At 60.1% G+C, this 14,471-nt stretch carries 13 protein-coding genes and 1 tRNA gene; 11 read left to right on the top strand and 3 right to left on the bottom strand.

The annotated features are described in order from the left end of the window. Positions 1-9: 9 nt before the first annotated feature. The 5 genes from CGL56_RS07100 to def are packed head-to-tail and all read left to right on the top strand — an operon-like array spanning position 10 to position 7,056. Entirely contained in the window at positions 10-1,356 is a 1,347-nt protein-coding gene (locus tag CGL56_RS07100; protein ID WP_099105833.1) for a TolC family protein, read from the top strand. Beyond that, positions 1,353-2,579: an efflux RND transporter periplasmic adaptor subunit gene (locus CGL56_RS07095; RefSeq protein WP_099105832.1), complete on the top strand. Its 1,227-nt coding sequence runs from the start codon at positions 1,353-1,355 to the stop codon at positions 2,577-2,579. Before CGL56_RS07100 ends, CGL56_RS07095 begins: the two co-directional genes overlap by 4 nt. Next, positions 2,572-6,024, top strand: a complete 3,453-nt coding sequence (locus CGL56_RS07090; RefSeq protein ID WP_099105831.1) for an efflux RND transporter permease subunit — start codon at positions 2,572-2,574, stop codon at positions 6,022-6,024. Before CGL56_RS07095 ends, CGL56_RS07090 begins: the two co-directional genes overlap by 8 nt. Positions 6,025-6,042: 18 nt before the next feature. Further along, positions 6,043-6,453: a Holliday junction resolvase RuvX gene (gene ruvX / locus CGL56_RS07085; protein WP_099105830.1), complete on the top strand. Its 411-nt coding sequence runs from the start codon at positions 6,043-6,045 to the stop codon at positions 6,451-6,453. 45 nt (positions 6,454-6,498) lie between these two features. Then, a complete protein-coding gene (gene def, locus CGL56_RS07080; RefSeq protein WP_099105829.1) occupies positions 6,499-7,056 on the top strand; it encodes a peptide deformylase in 558 nt (185 codons plus the stop codon). 3 nt (positions 7,057-7,059) lie between these two features. Here the strand turns inward: def and CGL56_RS07075 are convergent, their stop codons facing one another. Continuing rightward, a complete protein-coding gene (locus CGL56_RS07075; protein ID WP_099105828.1) occupies positions 7,060-7,719 on the bottom strand; it encodes a ribonuclease H1 domain-containing protein in 660 nt (219 codons plus the stop codon). A gap of 50 nt (positions 7,720-7,769) precedes the next feature. Here CGL56_RS07075 and CGL56_RS07070 point away from each other — a divergent pair, with 50 nt between their 5' ends. The 6 genes from CGL56_RS07070 to CGL56_RS07045 all read left to right on the top strand — a co-directional run bounded on the left by CGL56_RS07070 (position 7,770) and on the right by CGL56_RS07045 (position 11,492). Beyond that, the gene (locus CGL56_RS07070) at positions 7,770-8,561 is read left to right on the top strand and encodes a TatD family hydrolase (protein ID WP_099105827.1); all 792 of its coding nucleotides are present in this window, start codon (positions 7,770-7,772) and stop codon (positions 8,559-8,561) included. 334 nt (positions 8,562-8,895) lie between these two features. Beyond that, a tRNA-Ser gene (locus CGL56_RS07065) sits at positions 8,896-8,983 on the top strand. A 78-nt stretch (positions 8,984-9,061) separates the two neighbouring features. After that, positions 9,062-9,790: a MotA/TolQ/ExbB proton channel family protein gene (locus CGL56_RS07060; protein WP_099105826.1), complete on the top strand. Its 729-nt coding sequence runs from the start codon at positions 9,062-9,064 to the stop codon at positions 9,788-9,790. A gap of 27 nt (positions 9,791-9,817) precedes the next feature. Next, positions 9,818-10,324 carry a hypothetical protein gene (locus CGL56_RS07055; protein WP_143470645.1) on the top strand — a complete coding sequence of 169 codons (507 nt, stop codon included), beginning with the start codon at positions 9,818-9,820 and terminating at the stop codon, positions 10,322-10,324. A gap of 22 nt (positions 10,325-10,346) precedes the next feature. Continuing rightward, positions 10,347-10,904 carry an ExbD/TolR family protein gene (locus CGL56_RS07050; protein ID WP_099105824.1) on the top strand — a complete coding sequence of 186 codons (558 nt, stop codon included), beginning with the start codon at positions 10,347-10,349 and terminating at the stop codon, positions 10,902-10,904. 111 nt (positions 10,905-11,015) lie between these two features. Then, positions 11,016-11,492, top strand: coding sequence for an ExbD/TolR family protein (locus CGL56_RS07045; protein WP_099105823.1), 477 nt, complete (start codon positions 11,016-11,018; stop codon positions 11,490-11,492). Between the two features lie 804 nt (positions 11,493-12,296). On the opposite strand, the gene CGL56_RS07040 is transcribed toward CGL56_RS07045, so the two are convergent. Then, positions 12,297-13,607 carry an MFS transporter gene (locus CGL56_RS07040; RefSeq protein WP_099105822.1) on the bottom strand — a complete coding sequence of 437 codons (1,311 nt, stop codon included), beginning with the start codon at positions 13,605-13,607 and terminating at the stop codon, positions 12,297-12,299. A gap of 26 nt (positions 13,608-13,633) precedes the next feature. Continuing rightward, on the bottom strand, positions 13,634-14,416 hold the full coding sequence (locus CGL56_RS07035) for a 3-keto-disaccharide hydrolase (RefSeq protein ID WP_245184074.1): 783 nt from the start codon (positions 14,414-14,416) through the stop codon (positions 13,634-13,636). Positions 14,417-14,471 lie beyond the last annotated feature (55 nt).

Genomic DNA, 14,471 nt, shown 5'->3' with positions numbered 1-14,471 from the left:
CATCAGACCATGAAATACCTGATTTTCGCACTCACCCTGTTCGCTACGGGGAGCCTACGTGCCCAGGAGGGTGGGGGTGAGGCCGCAGAACCGCCGGTGTACTCCCTCGAGGAGGCCGTAAATTTTGCCCTCCTCAACGCCAACAGCATCCGCAACGCCCGGGTCGACATCCTCGACGCCGAGCAGAACGTCCGCGAGCGCCTCAGTACCGGCCTGCCCCAGATCAGTGCCTCCCTCGACTTTACCCGCTACCTCAAGGTGCCGGTACTGCCGCTGCCCGAAGCCTTCGCCGCTCTGAATCCGGATCCGAATGCCCCGGCACCCGAAGGCATCGCCTTCCAGCGGAAGAACAACTTCATGAGCGGGATCAACGTGAGCAGCATGCTCTTCGACGGCTCCTACTTTGTGGGGCTGCGGGCGGCCCGCGCCAGCCGCGACTACTTCAACCTCCAGCTGGAAGAAGCCCAGCGGCAGGTGCGCAACCAGGTTACCCAGAGCTATTTCCCGGTACTGCTGCTGTCCACCAACCTGGAAATCGTGGAGAAAAACATCAGCAACCTGGAAAAACTGCTGCGGGAAACCCAAGCCCAGTACGAGGCCGGCTTCGTAGAACAACTCGACGTAGACCGCCTGGTGCTGAGCCTGAACAACCTGCGCAGTACCCGAAACGACCTGGAGCAGCAGCGGGAGAATGCCCTGCGGGCCCTGAAGTTCGTCCTTAATTTCCCCGACGACCAGCCCCTGGCGGTCTCCGACGACCTGGAACAGCTGGAACTGGAAGTGGAGGCCGCGGCCCTGACCAGCAACATCCCCTACCAAAGTCGCAGTGAGGTGCGCCTGCTCGATCAGACCCTGGCCCTGCAGGACCTGAACGTGGAACTGCAACAGGCCGCCTACCTGCCCCGGCTGAACGCCACGGCCGCGGCCCAGTACCAGTACCAGGGCGACAACTTCTCCGACGGCTTCTGGGCCCCCACCGTCCTGGTGGGCGTATCGGCCATCATCCCCATCTACGATTTCGGCGGCCGCAGCGCCCGCCTGGAACGCGCCCGCCTGGACAAGGAAAAGGTGGTCAACCAGCGCGACGACCTGGTGCGCAGCATCGCCCTGGAGGTCCGCAACGCCCGCGGCACCTTCAACACGGCCCGCGAGCGCCTCCAGAATACCCGCGACAACCTGGATCTCGCCCAGCGGATCTACGACACCACCCAGATCAAATACCGCGAAGGGGTAGGCAGCAGCATCGAGGTCGTCCAGGCCGAGCAACAGCTCTACGAAGCCCAGGCCAACTACCTCAACGCACTCTACGACACCCTGGTCGCCAAAGAAGACCTCTATATAGCCCTCGGCCGATGAAAACCTTTAAAGCCAATCTCCCCATGCTGCGCGCAGCCACCCTGCTCTGCCTTGCCATCGTTCTCTGCACCTGCGGCCGCGCCCAGGAAGAGACCCTACCCCAGACCTCCGAGGAACTGCAGGAAGCCCTGCGCACCCGCCGCGGTGAACTGCGGGAACTGACCAAGGAGGTCGAGGAACTCGAGGCCCGCCTCGCCGAGGTCGACCCCTCCTTCGCCCCCAATGCCACCCTGGTTGCCTACGAAACCATCGGCACGGCAAACTTCGACAACTTCGCCGAGGTGCAGGCCACGGTGCGGGCCGCCGAAACCGCCATGGCCACCCCCGAAATCCCGGGCCGCATCCTGCGGATGAACTTCGAGGCGGGCGACCCCATCCGGAAGGGCCAACTGGTTGCCGTGCTCGACGTGGAAGGCACCGAAACCCAGCGCGCCGAACTGGAAACCGCCGCCAGCCTGGCCAAAACGGTCTACGAACGCCAGCAGAAACTCTGGGAGCAGAACATCGGCTCAGAACTCCAGTACCTGGAGGCCAAGAACAACTACGAAAGGATCCAGCAACAGCTGAAGGCCATCGACATCCAGGCCAATAAGCGCAACGTCTACGCCCCACTGTCCGGCACCGTGGACCAGGTGATGCTGCGGACGGGGGAAACCGCCGCCCCCGGCACCCCCATCCTGTCGATCATCAGCACCAATGACCTGCAGATCGTGGCCGACGCGCCCGAGTCGCTGCTCAGCAAAGTGAAGCTTCGGGAGAACGTCGGTGTCCGCGTACCCGCCCTGGGCATCGAATTCCGGGCCCCGGTCACCCGCATCGGGCGCACCGTCGATCCGGCCAACCGCACCTTCGAGGTGGAGGTGGACGTGCCCCAACAGTACATCAGCCAGCTGAAGGCCAACCTGCTGGCGGAGGTGGAAGTCCTCAACTTCCAGGCCGACGACATCATCGTAGTGAGCCAGGACTACATCCAGCAAGAGGTTGACGGCCAGCGCTACGTCTTCGTCGCCGAAGAGGAAGACGGCGACCTGGTGGCCCGCAAGACCTACGTAACCACGGGACAGAGCTACAACAACCGGGCCATCATCGAAAGCGGCCTGGAAGTTGGGGCCCGCCTCATCACCAACGGCGCCCGGGGGCTCACCGACGGCCAGCCCATTGCCCTGAGCCAGTCGCCCCTCCAGCAGCCCGCCGACGCGAAAATCAGCAGCACCAATGGCTAATCAGCAAAAGCGAACCTTCGGGCTCACCAACCTATCGGTCGACAACGGGACGAGCGTCTTTCTGCTGGCCATCATGATCCTGATCTTCGGCCTCTTCGCCTACGAGCAGGTACCCAAGGAACAGTTTCCGGAGGTGGAACTGCCCCAGGTATACATTAATACGCCCTACTTCGGCAACTCGGCCGCCGACATCGAGAACCTCGTGACCCGGCCCATCGAAAAGGAGCTCCAGAGCGTGGACGGGGTGAAGACCATTCAGTCTACCAGCATCCAGGATTTCTCGGTCATCACCGTGGAGTTCAACTCCGATGAGGACATCGACGACGCCACCCGCCGGGTGAAGGACGCCATCGACCTGGCCAAGCAGGAATTGCCCACCGACCTGGACACCGACCCCACCGTACTCGAGATCAACCTCTCCAAGCTGCCCATCGTGACCATCAACGTGAGCGGCGACTTTCCCCCGGAAGAACTGCGCCGCTACGCGGAGTTCATGGAGGATGAACTGGAGGAAGTCGACGGCGTCAGTGCCGTGAACCTGAAAGGCGTACAGGAGCGGGAAATCGAGATCGCCGTGGACCCCCGCCGCATGGAAAGCCTGGAGATCACCTTCGCCGACATCGAAAACACCATCTCCGGGGAGAACCTGACCCTCTCCGGCGGAGAAATCGTCAACAACGGCGTCCGCCGCGCCATCCGCGTCGTTGGTGAATTCGAGGACGCCGAGGCCCTGGCCAATACCGTCATCAAGCGGGAGAACCAGCGGCTGGTCTACCTCCGCGACATCGCCGAGGTGAACTTCGGATACGAAGACCCCACCAGTATTGCCCGCGCCGACGGCCTGCCGGTGATCAGTCTCGACATCATCAAGAAGTCGGGAGAAAACCTCCTCAGCACCGCCGCGGCCGTCCAGGCCACCGTAGAGGAAATGAAGGCCGAGCTGCCCGCGGACATCAGCATCACCTACTTCAACGACCAGTCGACCAACACCCGCAGCGAGGTCGACAATTTGGAAAACAGCATCATCTCCGGCGTCATCCTGGTGGTGGTCGTCCTGCTGTTCTTCCTCGGCCTGCGCAACGCCCTCTTCGTGGGCATCGCCATTCCGCTGTCGATGCTCATGGGCATCCTCTGGATCTGGCTCACGGGGGTGACCCTCAACATCGTGGTACTGTTTGCCCTGATCCTGGCCCTGGGCCTGCTGGTCGACAACGGTATCGTGATCGTGGAGAACATCTACCGATACATGCAGTTGGGCGAGGTATCCGACCGCGCCGCCAAGTACGGCGCCGGCGAAGTGGCCTGGCCCATCATCGCCTCCACGGCCACCACTTTGGCGGCCTTCCTCCCGCTGGCCATCTGGCCGGGAATCGTAGGGGAGTTCATGAAGTACTTTCCCATTACCCTCATCCTGGTACTGACCAGTTCGCTGATCGTGGCCCTGGTCATCAATCCGGTGCTGGCCAGCCGCTTCATGCGGGTGGATCGCCGCGCCCTCACGGCCGCCGGTCGCCGCCGCAAGGTGCGCACCACCCTCTTCACCGCGGCGGGCCTGATGGTGGTGGGCGTAATCGGCCTGATCGCGGGCCTCACCTCACTGTTCAACCTGATGGTGATCGCCACCATCGTCACCCTCGTGTACTTCTTCCTGCTGCGGCCGGCCTCCTTCGTGTTCCAGGACCGCTTCCTGCCCTGGATGGAGAACAAGTACAACCGCTTCATCGGCTTCGCCCTGCGGTACAGCAAGTCGATGTTCGGCGGCACCATTGCCCTGCTGCTGCTGGCCCTGGTACTGACCGCCATCAAGCCGCCTCAGCTGGAGTTTTTTCCCAGCCCCGACCCCCGCTACGTCAACGCCTTCGTGGAACTGCCCCTGGGTTCCGACATCGCGGCTACGGACGAGGTAGTAAAGATTCTGGAGGAGCGCATCCTCACCATGCTGGAACCCTACGACGAGGTGGTGGAAGCCGTGCTGACCCAGATCGGAGAGAACACCTCCGACCCCAACGCCCCACCGGAACCCGGGGTAACGCCGAATAAGGCGCGGATTACCGTCAGCTTTGTACCCTTCCGCGACCGCAACGGCGTGAGCACCACCGACATCATGGAGGAAATCCGCCAGACGGTGCGGGGGCTGCCCGGCGTGAAGGTGAGTGTAGACCAAAACGCCAGTGGTCCGGCGACCGGAAAACCCATCAACATTGAAATTTCGGGGAACGACGTCGACAAACTCGTCACCCTCGGCGACGACGTGATCAACTACATCAACCGCCAGGGCATCCCCGGCATCGAGGCCCTCAGCGCCGACATCAAGCTCGGCAAGCCGGAGCTGCTGGTGGAAATCAACCGGGAGGCGGCCCGCCGCTACGGGCTTTCGACCTACCAGATCGCCTCGGCGCTGCGTACCTCCGTATACGGCAAGGAAATCAGCACCTACAAGCTGGGAGAAGACGAATATCCCATCTACCTGCGACTGAATGAAGCCGACCGCAACCAGGTGGAGCGGCTGCTCGACCAGCGGATCACCTTCCGCGATCCGGCCACCGGCCGCATCACCCAGGTGCCCATTAGCACGGTGGCAAACGTGGAGTACAGCACCACCTACAGCGCCATCAAGCGCAAGGACCTGGACCGGGTGATCACCATCAGCTCCAACGTGCTGGACGGCTACGTGGCCAACGACATCATTCCCGAAATCGACGCCGCGCTGCAGGACTACGACCTGCCGCAGGGCTTCTACTACGAGTTCACGGGGGAACAGCAGCAACAGCAGGAGGACATCGGCTTCCTGTTGGGGGCCTTCGTCTTCGCCCTCTTCCTGATCTTCATCATCATCGTGGCCCAGTTCAACAGCATCAGCTCGCCCTTCATCATCCTTACGTCGGTCATCCTGTCGACCATCGGCGTATTGCTGGGCTACTTCTTCTTCGGCGGTACCTTCTCGGTGGTCTTCACCGGGGTGGGCATCATCTCCCTGGCCGGGGTAGTGGTGAACAACGCCATCGTACTGATCGATTATACCACCCTGCTGATGAAGGAAAAGGTAGAAGAGCGGGGACTGGAAAAGATCGCCGAGCTGGAGCTCAGCGACATTCGCGAGGCCATCATCGAGGGCGGGGCCACCCGCCTGCGGCCCGTGCTCCTGACGGCCATCACCACGGTGCTGGGACTCATCCCGCTGGCGGTCGGCTTCAACTTCGACTTCTTCAGCTTCATTGCCACCTGGGACGGCCGCCTCTTTATTGGCGGCGACAACACGGCGCTGTGGGGCCCCATGGCCTGGACCGTCATCTACGGACTGGTATTCGCTACCTTCCTTACCCTGGTTGTGGTACCGGTGATGTTGTGGATGATGTACAAGTCGCGGCGCAGCGTCCGCCGGCTGGTGGATAGATTCAGTTACACGGAACCCGCGCCCGAAGCCCTGGAAGTGGAATCCACCTAAGCCCAAAAACCCTTTCCCTTGCGCATTCTGGCCATCGACTACGGTAGTAAGAAGTGCGGCATCGCCGCCACCGACCCCCTGCAACTGATCGCCCAGGGACTGGAAACGGTGCCCACCCACCGCCTCTTCGACTGGCTGGAAACCTACCTGCAGGCGGAGGAGGTGAGCGACCTGGTGATCGGGGAGTCGCTGCAACTGGACGGGACGGACAACCCCATCCAGGCCGAGATCCTGGGCTTCGAGCGAAAGTTCCGTAAGCGGTATCCCAATATCCAGCTGCACCGGCAGGACGAGTTCCACACCAGCCGCCGGGCCCGCGAAAGTATGCTGGCCATGGGGCTGAAGAAGAAGGACCGCCGCGACAAGCAGCGGGTAGACCGCATTGCCGCGGCCCTCATTCTCCAGGATTTCATGGAGACCCGCGGGTGACGTTTTATCTTTGCAGTTTAGACCCGCAGGGAGCCAAATAATACCATGATACTACCAATCTACGCCTACGGACAGCCGGTCCTCAAACAGGTGGCCAAGCCCATCGGCCCGGATTACCCGGACCTCACCCAGCTCATCAGCGACATGTGGGAAACGATGGAGGAAGCCAACGGGGTAGGCCTGGCCGCTCCCCAGATCGGCAAAAGCATCCGGCTGTTCATCATCGACAGCGCCCCGATGTACCCCGAGGGGGAGGAGGACAAGGGCATCAAGCAGGTCTTCATCAACGCCGAGATCATCGAGGAAGCGGGCGACGACTGCAGCTATGCCGAAGGGTGCCTGAGCATCCCCGACGTGACCGGTGACGTGGACCGCCCGGAGGAGATCACGATGACCTACCAGGACGAGAACTTCGAGACCCATACCCAGACCTTCACCGGCATGAACGCCCGGGTGATCCAGCACGAATACGACCACATCGAGGGGGTGCTGTTCACCGAGATGCTGAGTCCCCTCAAGAAGCGGCTCGTCAAGCGGAAGCTGGACAAGATCCGCAAGGGCGACATCGACTTGAAGTACCGGATGAAGTTCGTGCGCGGCTAACGGCTATTTCCTGCCGAAGTCGGCGGGGATCTCTCCCCACACCTCCGTTTTCCATTTCAGGACGGGGTTGGTGATCCGGTTGGCCTTCAGCCAGGCTTCGGCGCGGTCGATCAGCTCGTAGAGCTCGGCGGTCTTCTTGTTGCGGGGTAGGGTGGTCTTGCATTTCCCCTTGCGGATCCAGCCCATGGCGATCTTGGAGTCGGTATAGATTGGCAGATCGGGTTGTTGCTGCTTTTGCAGGAAGGCCAGGGCGTGGACCAGGGCCAGGAATTCTCCGATGTTGTTGGTGCCAAGGGGGAAAGCACGGTGAAAGAGCCGTTCCTTGCCGACGGTCGTGACCCCCTGGTACTCCATCCGGCCGGGGTTGCCCGAACAGGCGGCGTCGACGCTTATACTGCGGCCGATGATGGCATCCGAGGAAGGGAAGGCGGAAGAAGCGGGGCGCGTACGCGGGTTCCGTGCCGCACCCGGTGCGGGGGGTATCGCCTGTTTGAGGTAGGTGGCGTAGCCGTTGCGGAAGGCGGCTTCGGCCTGGGCGCGGTCGGGGAATGATTTATACTTTGCACCTTTGTAGCCCTCGATTTGCTGCTTGGCCTTGTCCCAATCAGTATAGACGCCGGGGACGTGCCCCATCCAAACCACGTACCATTTCTTTTTCGCCATGGCGCGAAGGTATACACCAAAGCCAACCCCCCCTGACATCTAACTACCAAATGTTGATTGATACCCACACCCACCTCTACAGCGACAAATTTGCCGAAGACCGCAGTGAAATGCTGGAAAGGGCCTGGAACAGTGGGGTAGGGATGGCCCTCCTGCCGGCCATTGACCGCAGTACCCACGCGGCCATGCTGGAGCTGGAGGCGGCCTGCCCCGACCGCTGCCTGGCCATGATCGGCCTGCACCCGGTAAGCGTGGGCGCCGACTATGAGGAGGAGCTGGCCGAGGTAGAACGCTACCTGAAACAGCGCCGCTGGGTGGCCATCGGGGAGATCGGGATGGACCTGTACTGGGACAAGTCCTTCCGCGCCCAGCAGGAAGACGCCTTCCTGCGGCAGTGCCAGTGGGCCATCGAATACGACCTGCCCATCAGCATCCACGCTCGTGAGGCCATCGACAACCTCCTGGAACTGATCGAAGGGTTGAACGATCCGCGGCTGCGGGGAGTGTTCCACTGTTTTACGGGTGACGCCCGCCAAGCGGCCCGGGCCCTGGACCTCGGATTCTACCTGGGAATCGGAGGCGTGCTGACCTTCAAAAACGGGGGGCTGGAACCCGTGATCCGTGATTTCCCGAAAAACCGTGTCCTATTAGAAACGGATTCGCCCTATCTTGCCCCCACTCCCCACCGGGGGAAACGCAACGAAACGGCCTATCTACCCCGCATTGCGGAAAAAATGGGCGAAATTTGGAACCTTCCGACGGAGGAAGTGGGGCGCATCACCACGGACAATGCACGGCAACTGTTTGACCTAGACCAATTTGCAGATTTACGGTTAAACTGAGCCAGGCTTACATACGTCGCAAAGCGCGGGCTTATTTTCCGGGGGCCCGATAAAAATTTTGTTTTGTTGATCGTTTTTACAATTTTTGCGTCTACGCCGGCGGTTCCCACCAGCACGGATGCAGCAGCGGCTCTCGATGGAGAACTGTTATCTTGACAAGAATTATTTAGGAGAAGTGCTCGAGTGGTTGAAGAGGTACGCCTGGAACTCTGAGGAGGAACGACTATCAGCCGCAGGCTAACGCGTAGATGCGGTAAGCCCGCCCCCCCTCACCCTTCCGCTTCTCCGAACCCTCATCAATGGATGGGGGGCTACATTGACAAAGAATTATTTAGGAGAAGTGCTCGAGTGGTTGAAGAGGTACGCCTGGAAAGCGTATATACGGTAACCCCGTATCGAGGGTTCGAATCCCTTCTTCTCCGCAGCACCCGGCGCCCCTGGCGGCGTCGGGTCATTATCTTATTATTACGCAATCCATTCGTTAAACCTTAAATACGGCTATGCGACATCTATTCAAATCACTGGCGGTACTTTCGCTGGTAGCCTTTTCGGCAGCGGACCTGGCAGCCCAGGATTCTGCTGGATTCCAGGTTCTCAAGAAGCAATTTATCGACGGTGACTGGCGGTTCATGGCGATCGTACTGATCTGTCTGATCCTGGGGCTGGCGTTCTGTATCGAGCGCATCATCACCCTCAACCTCGCCTCCACCAACACCGACAAGCTCCTCTCCCGCATTGGTGAGCGGCTGGAAGCCGGTGACGTGGAAGGTGCCAAGGAAGTAGCCAAGTCGACCCCTGGCCCCACCGCCAGCGTACTCTACGAAGGACTGCGTCACAGCGCCGAAGGCCCCGATGCCGTTGAGAAGGCCATCGTGAGCTACGGCTCGGTACAGATGGGCCTGCTCGAGCGCGGCCTGGTGTGGATCTCGCTCTTCATCGCCATTGCCCCCATGCTCGGCTTTATGGGTACGGTAATCGGTATGATTCAGGCCTTTAACCGGATTGAGACGGTAGGTGACCTTAGCCCCGCGGTTGTTGCCGGTGGTATCAAGGTAGCCCTTCTGACCACGGTATTCGGTCTGGTAGTGGCCATCATCCTGCAGATCCTCTACAACTACATCGTGAACAAGATCGACGGTATCGTTAACCGCATGGAAGACGCTTCGATCGCGCTGGTAGACATCATGGCTACCAACAACACCTTTACTACTACTCGTCCCCGCGTCTAATCAGTCGCTCGCAAAATCCAATCAATTATGTATTCATTTTTGAACAAATACGGCCAGGCTCTGGCCTTCGGGATTGGAGTGCTGATTACCATTATCTTCCTTGCTTCGATCTTTTCTGCCGACGATACGACGCTGGAAATGCTCCAGGCCAACGATAAGACGGCAGAAACCTACGAGACCGACATCTTCAACTTCGGCATTTCCATCTCGGTTATCCTTACCGCCCTGGCCTTTGTCGTTGCCCTGATCTTCGGTGTTGTACAGATGGCCAGCAACCCCAAGGGATCCCTCAAGGGAATCGCCGGACTGGTTGGTCTGCTGCTCATCCTGTTCATCGGCTACTCGATGGCCAGTGGTGAAGTGACCGATCCGGAGATCGCCAACGCGATCGAGAAGTTCGAAACTTCCCAGGAAGCCGAACTGACCGAGGGGAACCTGAAGTTCATCAGCGGGTCCATCCTGACGGCCCTGGTGATGATCGGACTGGCGATCCTGACGCTCATCGTGTTCGGTATCCGCGGTATCTTTAAATAACTAACTTAAACAGACCACGACCATGGCAAAGACCAAGACGAGAGACCGGATGAACAATGAGATCAATGCCGGCTCGATGGCGGACATCGCCTTCCTGCTGCTGATCTTCTTCCTGGTCACTACCACCATCGCCGAAGACAAGGGTATCCTCGTAAAGTTGCCGCCCTGGTCGGATGAAGAGCCCGACATCACCAAGCTCAAGGAACGTAACGTGTTCTCCGTACTGGTAAACGCCCAGAACCAGCTCCTCGTCCGCGACGAGCCGGCCCGCATCGGCGAACTCCGGGAGCGCGCCAAGGAGTTCATCATGAACCCCACCCGCCGCCCCGACCTGGCCGAAGGACCGCGTAACGCCATCATCTCGCTGAAAAACGACCGGGGTACCGACTACGAGACCTACCTGGCCGTCTACAACGAGCTGAAAGGCGCCTACGATGACCTCTGGAACGAGGAGTCCCTCAAACGGTACGGCGAGCCTTACAGCGAAGAGATGCCGTTTGCCCAGCGCAAAGCCATCCGCGACGATATCCCCATGGTATTGTCCGAGGCCGAGCCCACCAACTTTGGTGAAGAAAATTAGGTTTAACCAGCGGGTCGGTCAGCAACTGGCCGACCCGCTTTTCTTTACACCCACCAAACTGGCCGCTGGCTGCATCTTCCATCCAGTACCGTTACCAACCAATAATCTACTATGGCTAAGTTCAGTAAAAAACGCGGTAAGTCTTCCCCCGCGATCTCGACGGCCTCGCTGCCCGATATCATCTTCATGCTTCTCTTCTTCTTTATGATGGTAACCGTGCTCCGGGACTCCGACCTCAAGTTGCAGGTCAACACCCCCGAAGCCACCCAGCTTACCAAACTGGATGAAAAGTCGCTGGTCAACTACATCTACATTGGCCGCCCCACCCAACAGTACCAGGCCGTATACGGCACCTCTCCCCGCATCCAGCTGGGCGACAAGATCTCCACGGTCGACGATATCCCCCTCTTCCTCGAACAGCACAAGGTGAAGCTGCCCGAAGCCAAGCGCTCCCGGATTACCTCCTCCCTGCGCGTCGACGGTGAAGTAACCATGGGTATCGTACAGGACGTGAAAACCAAGCTTCGGAAAAGCAACCAGCTGAAGATCAACTACAGCGCCGGTCAGCGGACCCAGGCCCTCGACTAGTACCGGATCCCTATTCGGTAAAAAGCCGCTTCCCCGACCGGGGAAGCGGCTTTTTTGGTTTACAGACGGGTCGAGGGCCTGCGGGCCGACTTGGTTGCGGAAACCACGGAGGGCACGAAGAACACGGAGCTGTACCCCAGGCCTCAACTCAATAGAACTCCGTGCCTCTGTGGTCGACAGGGTGTGGGAATTACAAATTACAGTGTACCAGTTCCCACCATTTGCAGGCAGCTCGCCGCGCCCTTCATCAGGTCGAGGGCCTGCGGGCCGAGTTGGTTGCGGAAACGACGGAGGGCACGAAGAACACGGAGAAGTACCCCAGGCCTCAACTCAGTGGAACTCCGTGCCTCTGTGGTCGACAGGGTGGGGGATTTACAAATGGCTGTGTACCGGTTCCCACCATTTGCAGGCTGCTCGCCGCGCTCTTCTTCGGTCGAGGGCCTGCGGCCCGAGATGATTGCGTAAACCACGGAGGGCACAAAGAACACAGAGCAGTACCCCAGGCCTCCTCAGTGGACCTCCGTGCCTCTGTGGTCGACAGGGTCGGGATTTACAAATGGCTGTGTACCGGTTCCCACCATTTACGGGGCAGCTCGCTGCGCCCGTAACAGGTCGAGGGCTTGCAGCCCGAGTTGTGAACCAAACCACAGAGAGCGCTGAGTACACGGAGCAGTATCCCAGGTTTCCTCGGTGGAACTCCGTGCCTCTGTGGTGAATATCCTGCGGTCACCACCAACAGTGAAAAGGCCCCTTCCACGCGGGGTGGAAGGGGCCTTTGAAGCAATTTGGGGCGGAGATTACCCTTTACCGGGCGGAGCCGGGGGTAGACATGGCATCGGGGTTGAGTACGGCCTCATCGGCCGGTACCTGGTGGCGATTGCGCATGTAGAAGTACAGTCCGGTGAACAGCACCACCAGAATGATGGGGAACCACATCATGGTGGATAGTGTAGCCTGCCCGGCTATGATGTCGGCCTCCGCACCAATGGCGCCGGCGGTTTCCGCCGTGGCGCGTGCGTCGTCAAGCCAGCCGCCAATGATGGGGTTCCAGATCACCAGGGCAAACATCCCTGCACCACCTACGAGCGACATGCCCAGGGCACCGGTCTGGGGGATGTATTCCCCTACGAAGCCGATCATGGTGGGCCAGAAGTAGCAGATGCCGAGGGCAAAGACGATGGCGCCGAAGTAGACGGCCCCGCCGGTGAGGGTGCTCAGCAGGTAGATGCCGATGGTCGACAGCACGGCGCTGATCAGCAGTACCCCGGTGGGGTTGAGGTTGTGCACGATAGGGCCGGCAAAGAAGCGGCCGACGGCCATCAGGCCGGTCACGAGGGCCAGAACGATCATCGGGCTGGCACCGCTGGCACCGAGGATCTTCTCTACCCACTGGGTGGTGCTGAATTCGGTGGTGGCCGTCAGGGTCATACAGAGCACGATGAACAGGAACAGTGGGGTAGCCAGGCTGCGGATGTTCTCGCCGGTGTCCTTGCTGATGGCATTGGACCGGGGGAACTCCTGTCCGAAGATCAGGAAAGCGTACAGGAAGGTGGGGATGAACATGGTGGCGATCAGTCCCTGCCAACCCAGGGCATCACCGAAGAAGTTGGCGATGAGTGATCCGATCACGATACCGCCGGGGAACCAGACGTGGAACTTGTTCAGCATCTGGGTCTTCTTTTCAGGGTACATATCCGCTACCATGGGGTTACAGGCCGCTTCCACCGCCCCGTTGGCGAATCCGATGAAGAAGGTGGAAATCATCAGGCCCCAGAAGCCACTCAGCGGGCCGATATCGCCGGCGAAAATCGTGAGGACCAACCCAAGGAGGTGACAGATGAAGGCCGTCCAGAGCATGTTCCGGGGGCCGATGCTGTTGTAGAGGAGGCCACCGATGATCATGGCGATCGGGAAGCCGAGGAAGGCCATACTGTTCACCCAGCCCAGCTGCGGACCGGTGAGGGCGAAGGTGGTGCCCAGTTCGGTCAGGATACCGGCCCGGATGGCGAAGGTCATCGAGGTGACGACCAGGGAAACACAGGCCGCCAGGAAAAGCCGGTCGCGGTTGGCGGGAATACCCGCCGCGGCCGCCGCCTGGGTTGAATCAACGTACATATGAGTTTGCTTTTGTTGGTGGTTAATTATTTCGTGTCCAGTTCCCGGATGCGGATGTTGCGGAACCAGACGGGGTCGCCGTGGTCCTGCAGGCCGATCTTGCCGGAAGTGGTCTTGCCGAAGCGCTCAAAGTCCTTGAACTTCGAATCGGCGATCATGGCCTCCCATTCGGAGCCCGTATTGTTGTAGGTGAGCAGGCGCTCTCCGTTCTGCCAGTGCTCTACCCGGCCATCGGTGACCACCAGGCGCACGCGGTTCCATTCGCCGGCGGGGCGGACGTTCTCGGGCTCTCCGGTGATCATGTCGTAGAGGTCGCCCGCGCGGTGGGTGACGATCTCGGCGTCGGGGTGGCAGTCGTTGTCGAGGATTTGCATTTCCGGGCCGGTCAGCCATGGGTAGTCCAGGTCGTCGGTTTCGGTGATGTTGTAGATGATGCCGCTGTTGCCGCACTCGCCGATCTTCCACTCGAGCTCGAGCTCGTAGTTTTCGAACGACACATCGGTGACCAAGTCCCCGCCGCCTTCAATTCCGTGCTCGCCCTTGTTCGTGGTGTCGAGGTAGAGTACGCCTTCTTCGTCGAGTTTCCAGGCCGAGCCGGCTTCGTCCTCGTTGTAGGAATGCCAGGCTTCGAGGCTGTTGTCGGCCAGCAGGTTGGTCCATTCGCCGCTGCCCTGCAGCATCGGCTCGCCGCGGGTGGTGAGGGCGGTGTCGGCCTCCGCATCTGCCTCTTCAACGGTGTTTGTTTCGGAGGAACCGCAGGAGGTAAGGAAGAAGAGAAGGAGTAAGGCTAAGGAATAGGTACTGTGCATGGTCTGAATTTAGTGTTGTAAGGTAAGGTGCCGGGTGGAAAATGTGAAACGCGTT

The sequence above is a fragment of the Neolewinella marina genome (assembly GCF_002631205.1).
In the GTDB taxonomy this organism is placed as follows: domain Bacteria; phylum Bacteroidota; class Bacteroidia; order Chitinophagales; family Saprospiraceae; genus Neolewinella; species Neolewinella marina.
Note: the sequence above shows the minus strand (reverse complement) of the source record. Positions and strands in the feature narration are given on the sequence as shown.

Coding starts and splice junctions, on each gene's coding strand:
- CGL56_RS07100 (WP_099105833.1), top strand. CDS start 10: ATGAAATACCTGATTTTCGCACTCACCCTGTTCGCTACGGGGAGCCTA.
- CGL56_RS07095 (WP_099105832.1), top strand. CDS start 1,353: ATGAAAACCTTTAAAGCCAATCTCCCCATGCTGCGCGCAGCCACCCTG.
- CGL56_RS07090 (WP_099105831.1), top strand. CDS start 2,572: ATGGCTAATCAGCAAAAGCGAACCTTCGGGCTCACCAACCTATCGGTC.
- def (WP_099105829.1), top strand. CDS start 6,499: ATGATACTACCAATCTACGCCTACGGACAGCCGGTCCTCAAACAGGTG.
- CGL56_RS07075 (WP_099105828.1), bottom strand. CDS start 7,719: ATGGCGAAAAAGAAATGGTACGTGGTTTGGATGGGGCACGTCCCCGGC.
- CGL56_RS07070 (WP_099105827.1), top strand. CDS start 7,770: ATGTTGATTGATACCCACACCCACCTCTACAGCGACAAATTTGCCGAA.
- CGL56_RS07060 (WP_099105826.1), top strand. CDS start 9,062: ATGCGACATCTATTCAAATCACTGGCGGTACTTTCGCTGGTAGCCTTT.
- CGL56_RS07055 (WP_143470645.1), top strand. CDS start 9,818: ATGTATTCATTTTTGAACAAATACGGCCAGGCTCTGGCCTTCGGGATT.
- CGL56_RS07050 (WP_099105824.1), top strand. CDS start 10,347: ATGGCAAAGACCAAGACGAGAGACCGGATGAACAATGAGATCAATGCC.
- CGL56_RS07045 (WP_099105823.1), top strand. CDS start 11,016: ATGGCTAAGTTCAGTAAAAAACGCGGTAAGTCTTCCCCCGCGATCTCG.
- CGL56_RS07040 (WP_099105822.1), bottom strand. CDS start 13,607: ATGTACGTTGATTCAACCCAGGCGGCGGCCGCGGCGGGTATTCCCGCC.
- CGL56_RS07035 (WP_245184074.1), bottom strand. CDS start 14,416: ATGCACAGTACCTATTCCTTAGCCTTACTCCTTCTCTTCTTCCTTACC.